This window comes from Mesorhizobium sp. M7A.F.Ca.CA.003.01.2.1, assembly GCF_003998945.1.
GTDB lineage: Bacteria > Pseudomonadota > Alphaproteobacteria > Rhizobiales > Rhizobiaceae > Mesorhizobium > Mesorhizobium ciceri.
In genome coordinates this window covers 1-7,238 of sequence record NZ_RZRA01000180.1, presented here as the reverse complement: position 1 = coordinate 7,238, position 7,238 = coordinate 1, and the positions used below count along the sequence as shown (strand labels likewise).

At 62.1% G+C, this 7,238-nt stretch carries 8 protein-coding genes; 2 read left to right on the top strand and 6 right to left on the bottom strand.

Annotated features, from left to right (window positions below):
* A partial coding sequence (locus tag EN969_RS10095) for an NAD(P)-binding domain-containing protein (RefSeq protein ID WP_164758206.1) occupies positions 1-362 on the bottom strand: 362 nt, incomplete at its 3' end.
* Positions 363-480: 118 nt separating this feature from the next.
* On the opposite strand from EN969_RS10095, the gene EN969_RS10090 reads away from it, so the two are divergent.
* The gene (locus EN969_RS10090) at positions 481-1,245 is read left to right on the top strand and encodes an HpcH/HpaI aldolase/citrate lyase family protein (protein WP_063168720.1); all 765 of its coding nucleotides are present in this window, start codon (positions 481-483) and stop codon (positions 1,243-1,245) included.
* Between the two features lie 15 nt (positions 1,246-1,260).
* Entirely contained in the window at positions 1,261-2,478 is a 1,218-nt protein-coding gene (locus tag EN969_RS10085; protein WP_024503251.1) for an FAD-dependent oxidoreductase, read from the top strand.
* Between the two features lie 116 nt (positions 2,479-2,594).
* On the opposite strand, the gene EN969_RS10080 is transcribed toward EN969_RS10085, so the two are convergent.
* From EN969_RS10080 to EN969_RS10060, 5 genes are all read right to left on the bottom strand, one after another.
* Positions 2,595-3,326 (bottom strand): ABC transporter permease, encoded by a 732-nt coding sequence (locus EN969_RS10080; protein ID WP_063170307.1) that lies wholly within the window; start codon positions 3,324-3,326, stop codon positions 2,595-2,597.
* Between the two features lie 5 nt (positions 3,327-3,331).
* On the bottom strand, positions 3,332-4,039 hold the full coding sequence (locus EN969_RS10075) for an ABC transporter permease subunit (protein ID WP_063168719.1): 708 nt from the start codon (positions 4,037-4,039) through the stop codon (positions 3,332-3,334).
* A 77-nt stretch (positions 4,040-4,116) separates the two neighbouring features.
* Positions 4,117-4,914 (bottom strand): transporter substrate-binding domain-containing protein, encoded by a 798-nt coding sequence (locus tag EN969_RS10070; protein ID WP_063168718.1) that lies wholly within the window; start codon positions 4,912-4,914, stop codon positions 4,117-4,119.
* Positions 4,915-4,985: 71 nt separating this feature from the next.
* Positions 4,986-6,995 (bottom strand): DUF2817 domain-containing protein, encoded by a 2,010-nt coding sequence (locus tag EN969_RS36625; RefSeq protein ID WP_082826520.1) that lies wholly within the window; start codon positions 6,993-6,995, stop codon positions 4,986-4,988.
* A gap of 22 nt (positions 6,996-7,017) precedes the next feature.
* Positions 7,018-7,238, bottom strand: a 221-nt coding sequence (locus tag EN969_RS10060) for an FAD-linked oxidase C-terminal domain-containing protein (RefSeq protein ID WP_281034593.1), incomplete at its 5' end; no start/stop codon positions are given.

Here is a 7,238-nt window from a genome sequence, read left to right as displayed (position 1 = left end):
GACAGGCCCGAGACCGGGGCGTCGAGGTAGCCGGCTCCCGCTTGCCGCAGTTTCGCTGCGAATTCCGCAGTGGCGATAGGGCTGATCGAGCTCATGTCGATGACCAGCTTATCGGCCGACAGCCCCTCCAGGACGCCGTTTCCTCCAAGCAGGACACGCTCCACATCTGGCGTGTCGGGCAGCATGGTCACGATGATCTCGGACATCCGCGCCACATCGCCAGGAGAGGCGACGACCGATGCCCTAAGGTCCTTCGGCAGAGGGGAGCGGTTCAGGACCGTGAAGATCTCATGTCCCGCGTCGACGAGATGGTGCGCCATCGGTGCTCCCATCACACCGAGCCCGATGAACCCGATCTTCATTCTTGAACCCCTGTACGAAGGTTGGTGCGTATTGCATCTTGCAGCAAATTATTGCCGTATGATATAGGACATCATACAAATTTCAACGTCCTTTCGCTCATCGGAGACCGACCGCAAAATGCAAGAGCGCCTCAACACGCTGAAGGCTGCCGTGTCGGCCGGCCGGACCCATATCGGCATCTGGTGCTCGCTGGCTTCGGCCCTGACGACGGAAATTGTCGCGGGCTCCGGCGCCGGCTGGCTGCTGATCGATGGCGAGCATAGCCCCAATCATCTGCGCAGCATCATGGCCCAGTTGCAGGTCATGGGCGGCTTCGACAGCGAGGCCGTCGTCAGGCTGCCTTCCGACGATCCCAATCTGATCAAGCAGGCCCTGGATATCGGTGCGCGCAGCCTGATGATCCCCAATGTGCGGACGGCCGATCAGGCCCGCGCCATTGTCGCGGCTATGACATATGCGCCTGGTGGATTTCGCGGCTTCTCGGTCGGTCACCGTGCCAACGGCTTCGGTCGCATCGCCGGTTACCACGCCAAGGCGCGTGAGCAGCAGCTTCTCGCCGTACAGATCGAGGATGAATTAGGCGTCGCCAATGCCGCGGAAATTGCGGCAGTGGACGGCGTCGACGTTCTCTTCGTCGGACCCGGCGACCTTTCCACCAATATGGGTGCGATGGGCAATCCCGGGGCCGCACACGTTCAAGAAGCGATCGCCTCGGTGCGCAAGGCGGCAACGGCGGCAGGCAAGGCCAGCGGGATCCTGGCTCCCGCAAAGACCGATGCCGACCGCTACCTCGCCGACGGCTTCACCATGGTTGCCGTTGGTTCCGACCTCGGCCTGCTGGCGCGGGGCTCGGATGCCTTGGTCGCTTCGTTCACTCAGTAGACCGGAGATACAGCCATGCCGATCCCCCGGTACAAAGCGCCGTCACGCACCGCCTACGACATCGTCATCGTCGGCGGCGCCGTCATCGGTTCGTCCACGGCCTACTGGCTGAGCCAGGCGCTGGGCAGCGGCGCCTCGATCCTCGTGGTCGAACGCGACTCGAGCTACGAATTCTCGTCGACGGCGCTCTCCACCAGTGCGATCCGGCAGCAATATTCCAATCCGATCAATGTGAAGATCAGCCAGTTCGGCATCGAGGTCATCCGCGGATTTCAGGAGCGTATGGCACCTTTCTACAAGGACGAACCGGCGCCCGACCTCGGCTTCAAGGAGCATGGGTATCTTTACTGCTGTTCACCCGACGGCGTCAAAGCGGCCCGCGAGCGCGTCGATCTGCAACGCAGTTTTGGGGCCCACACGGTGTTTCTTGAGCCGGGCCCGCTGAAGGATCGCTTCCCCTGGCTCAATGTGGAGGATCTCGGTGGCGGTTCCTGGGGGGCCAGGGAAGAGGGCTGGTTCGATTCCGTGGGGCTGATGAACGGTTTCCGCCGCGCAGCCCGCGCCAGCGGCGTCGAGTATATTGACAATGCCGTGACAGGGCTGGACATCGCCGATGGGCGGGTCATCTCGGTGCGCCTCGCGACCGGACAGACGGTTGCCTGCGGAACATTGGTCAACGCCGCGGGCCCGCGCGCTCAGCAGGTGGCCGCCATGGCCGGCCTGTCGATCCCGGTCGCGCCCTACAAGCGCTACAGCTTCGTCTTCGCCAGCGCCAACCCGATCCCCGGCCGGATGCCCAATGTCATCGACCTTTCCGGAACATTCGTGCGTCCCGAAGGCGAGCTTTTTCTCACCGGCAACACGCCGCAAGGCGACGGACCGGCCGGCTACGACGACTTTGAAATGCACCATGAAGAGTTCGACGACTACATCTGGCCGGCACTCTGGCACCGCATTCCGTCTTTCGACGCACTCAAGGTCCAGACCAGTTGGACCGGCCACTACGAGTACAACATGCTCGACCACAACGGCATCGTCGGCTTCCACCCGCAGGTGACCAATTTCATGTTTGCCAACGGCTTCTCGGGGCACGGGCTGCAACAGTCGCCAGCCGTGGGCCGCGCCGTTTCAGAACTTATCGTTCACGGGGCTTTCCAGACGCTCGATCTTTCGCCGTTCTGTTACGAGCGCATAGATCGCAACGAGCCGTTTCTCGAGGAAGCAGTGATCTAAAGCGAGACGATCGGTCACCCATTTTATCTCGGGCATTCAGCGTCCAATGAAATTGCATTTTAGTCAGAGACGTCGTGAAAACTACTCGCTCGGATCGCTCTATCTTAGCAGGGGCGTCACGAACCCACGGTCGATCGATTTGGTTGCGGCGCTGCCAGATCTCGGCCAGAGGAGGCCTCGTGGCGCATGAGGAAACGCTCTATGGCGCGGATGATGGCGATCAACAGCAGATTGATCACAAGGTAGAGCACGCCGGCAATGGCGAAGATCTCGAAGATTGCGAAGGTCTGGCTCATCAGCCGCTTGGCGTAGCCGGTGATCTCGAGCACCGTGATCGTCGAGGCAAGGCTGGTCCCCTTGACGACCAGGATGAGCTCATTGCCATAGGCCGGCAGCGCCTGGCGGATGGCGAGCGGAAACTCGATGCGCCGGAACCGCAGCATGCGCGACATGCCGCATGCCTGCGCCGCTTCGACGAGGCCAACCGGAACCGACATCAATCCGCCGCGCAGGATCTCCGACGTGTAGGCAGCCGTGTTCAGCGCAAGCGCCAGCACGGCGCAGCGCGCGCCGTCGCTGATCAACCACCACAAAGCTGCGTTGTCCTTGATCGAGGAAAGTTGGCCAAGCCCGTAATAGAACAGGAAAATCTGCACCAGCAGTGGCGTCCCGCGAAAGACATTGGAATAATATTTGGCAAAGCCTGACAGGAAGCGGTTCGACGACAGTCGCATCAGCGCCAAACCGAGGCCCAGATTGAAGCCGATCAGCACCGAGACGAACGTTAGTGCCGCTGTGACCCACAGGCCCTTGAGCAGGACGGGAACCGCTAGCTGGATGAGATCCATCATAACTACTTTCTCGTCCTCACCCTGAGCAGGCGTTCGATGCCGTCGAACCCGGCCTGGCTGACGAGCGTAATGGCCAGATAAACCACAGCCGCGATCAGGTAGAAGATGAACGGGTGGCGGGTGGAATTGGCGCCAATGAAAGAAATGCGCATCAGCTCCTGAAGGCCGACCACCGAGACCAGGGCCGTGTCCTTGATCGTGGTCTGCCAGACGTTGTTGATTCCGGGAACCGCGATGCGCAGCATCTGCGGCGCGATGATGCGGCGAAAGATCCGGCCGCCCGATAGCCCGAGCGCGCGCGCGGCCTCGATATGCCCATTGGGGATCGCGCCCAGGGCCCCGCGCACGACCTCGGTCGAATAGGCGCCGGAGATCGCGCCGATGGCGATGACCGCGATGACGAACGCATAGCCGCTCTCCGCGACCCCGGCATAGCCGAAAGCGGTCACGACCTTGGTCACGAATTCAACCGAACTGAAAAACAGGAGGTAGATGATGAGCAGCTCGGGCACGCCGCGCACCAGCGAGGTATAGGCATCAACGAGCAGCGAGAGCGGAAATATCCGGGCCCATTTGATCAAGCCGCAGACAATGCCGATCACCAGCCCGGCCGCCATGCTGACGAGACCCACCAGGATCGTTATCGACGCGCCACGCAGGATGGCGGTCACCCAACCCGCTTCCCAAACCTGCCAGAGACCGAATTCCATCTGAGTTGCCCTAGTCTTGTCGTGCCAATGAAGTGCATGCGCCCGGAGCTCCGGGCGCATGCGAGGGTTCCAAGGCGTTATTTGCAGGGCCGGGAAATGTCCGTCTTGAACCATTTCTCGCTTGCCTTGCCGACCGAGCCGTCCGCGATCAGCTCGCAAAGCGCCTTGTCGATCTTGACCTTGAGTTCGGTGTTGTCCTGCGCGATGCCGACGCCGATGCCTTCGCCAAGCGTCGGGTCGTATGTGCTCTTGATCTCAACACCGACCAGTTGGAAGTTCTTGCCGTCAGGCTTGTCCAGAAAATCCTGCAAGGCGGATTGATCGGCGAAAGCCGTGTCGATACGGCCGCTCGCCAGGTCGATCTGCATCTGGTCAAGCGTGTCGTAGGTTTTCAGGTCGGCATTCGGTGCACGCTTCTCGAGGAAATGCGCGTGGGTCGTGCCAGCCTGCACGCCGACCTTCTTGCCGTCGAGCGACTTCAGCAGCGTGTCGACGTCGGTGATCGCGGCCAGATCAGACCCCTTGGCCGCGACGAACATGTTGGCCAGTTCGGCATAGCCGACGCTGAAATTGATCTCCTTCTTGCGATCGGCGGTGATCGACATGCCCGAGATGATGACGTCGAAGCGCTTGGCCTTCAGCGCCGGGATCAACCCGTCGAACGCCTGCACGACAAAATGGCAGGTCACCGCGAGTTTGGTGCACAGCAACGCGCCGACATCGGCGTCGAAACCGGTGACGTTGCCATTGGCGTCGGACATGCTCCATGGCGGGTAGGCGCCTTCCGTTCCGATGGACAACTCGCCTTCGGCCGCCAATGCGCTTCCCATGCTTCCCGCGAGACATGCGAGCAGCGTCAAGACTTTCAGTTTCATATCAGTTCCCCTTGTTGTTGGTCTTCATTGCCGTTGTCCGGTGCGAACCGGACGCTTCGAGAATGCTTCCCTCACAGTGTCCGAGCCAGGAATTGGCGCAGACGCTCCGAGCGCGGGCTGCCGAACAGCTCCGCGGGCGCACCCTCTTCCTCCACCTTTCCCTGGTGGAGAAACAGAACCTTGTGGGAGACCTCGCGCGCGAACTGCATCTCGTGCGTTACGAGGATCATGGTGTTGCCTTCCTCCGCCAGTTGACGGATCACGCGCAGCACCTCGCCGACCAACTCGGGATCGAGCGCCGATGTCGGTTCGTCGAAGAGGATGACTTTGGGACGCATCGCGAGCGTTCGGGCGATCGCGGCGCGTTGCTGCTGGCCGCCTGATAACTGGCCCGGATAATGAGCGTGCTTGTCGGCGAGCCCGACCTTCTTCAACAAAGCGTGCGCATGTTGGATGGCCTTCTCGCGGGGCTCCTTCAAGACGTGCCGGGGCGCTTCGATGATGTTCTCCGCCACAGTCATGTGCGGCCACAGATTGAAGTTCTGGAACACCATGCCGACGCGGGCGCGGATGCGTTCGACCTGCGCCATATCGGCTGGCCCAAGACGGCCGCTCGACAGCGGCTTCATCTTGATCACCTCGCCATCGATGGCGACCTTGCCGCCATCCGGCTGCTCCAGAAGATTGATGCAACGCAGGAACGTGCTCTTGCCCGAGCCCGACGAGCCGATCATGGAAATGACCTCACCGGCATGGGCGGTGAGATTGACGCCCTTCAACACCAAAAGCGAGCCGAAGCTCTTGTGAAGCTCGTCGATCTGCACGGCCGGCGTGGTGATCTTTGCCTTGTCAGCGGGCGCCGGATCGGCCGCGACGGCAGGAAGGGTTGGCGGCGTCTGTTCGCTGCTGGTGTCCTGGGTTATCTCGACGGTTCGCAGGTCCGCCAGCGCACGATCGAAATAGCGCAGGCTGCTGGACAGGCAGGTGCGTTGCCAGTCTGGGTCATCCGGGATGAAGGCGCAACGCAGAGTGTCGCGGATCCGCTTGCCCAACGGCGAATCGAGCTTGCCGAACAGATGCAGCCAGTTGTCGGCCTGGACCGCTTCCATGACAGCCGGCCCGTCCAACGTGCCGCATTCAACGACAAGCGGCAGCACGCGCGCGTTCGGCATTGCCTTGCGGACGGCATCGGAGACATAGCCGGTCGCCGTTGCCGTGATGCCGGTATCGGTCTTGGCGCCCTGGCCTGTCAGGACTGTCGCCAGCGCCGGCCCGAAGATGGATTTGCCCCAGGCAAGGCCGTCATGCTCGGAACTCGCCACAGAAAGCAGAGCCGGATAACCGTAAGGCCCGGCGCCGGTATGCAGGTCGAAGACGATGGCCTGGCGCGCCGCGCCGGCAAAGGTCTTCAGAATTTCGTTCAAGGTGCGGTTCGACCAGACCGGGCCGCCACCGCCGTAGAACATGCCGTCGGCGAACTCATACTGGCCGGCTTCGACGATCGCCGCCAGCCCGGCATGCCCAAGCCTTTTGCGCGCCACGGCGAGCTTCTCGTCGGCCGCTATGCGGTCCGGTCCCTCCCACTCGCGATACGCCATGGCGTCGTGCAGGCCGGCATAACCGTTGTTGACGGGAGCACTTGAAGACCAGTCGATGAAGTTGCGGTTGAGGTCGACATTGTCCTCGTTGACGCGCCGCGACCAAGCCGTACCCCAGGGATTGATGAGGTGAATGGCAAGGATGGCTGTGTCGCCGGGCAGGCGCCGCAGGTGCTTCTGGCCGAGCCACGCGGTCTGGCAAGTCGAGCCGAACGGGCCCTCGACACCATGCGTACCGGAGATGAGCACGATCAGCTTGCGCGCATCGCGGCGGCCAAGCAGCGCCACATCCGTCGCCAGCGTCTCGCCATCCGGGCCGTTCAGCGGATGAACATATTCAGACAGTTCCGCGCCGGCCCGCTCGGCGGCTTCGCGAAATCTCCTGCGAAGGACGGCGAAATCACGGGCATAGGCGGGGGCTGGCTCATCATGGCGCATGGTCGATCCCACCGGATCGCTGGCGGTTGCGGTCAATCCGTTCATTCCCTGTCGTTCCACCGTGGGGCTATTCATCGTTGTGATGGCTCGTGTTCTGAGGTGGCAATCGGCGCTCATTGCCGGAAAGGAGCGGCCTGGAGGACCGGACAAACCAGGCGTCGGAGGGAAGCACCTTGTCGGGGTTCATGATCGACTGATCGTCCAGCGCTCGTTTCACCCGCTCCATCGCGGCGAGCTTCGTCGGGTCAACCGTCGCCAGCAGCGAATGGATGCGCTTGGACCCAACAC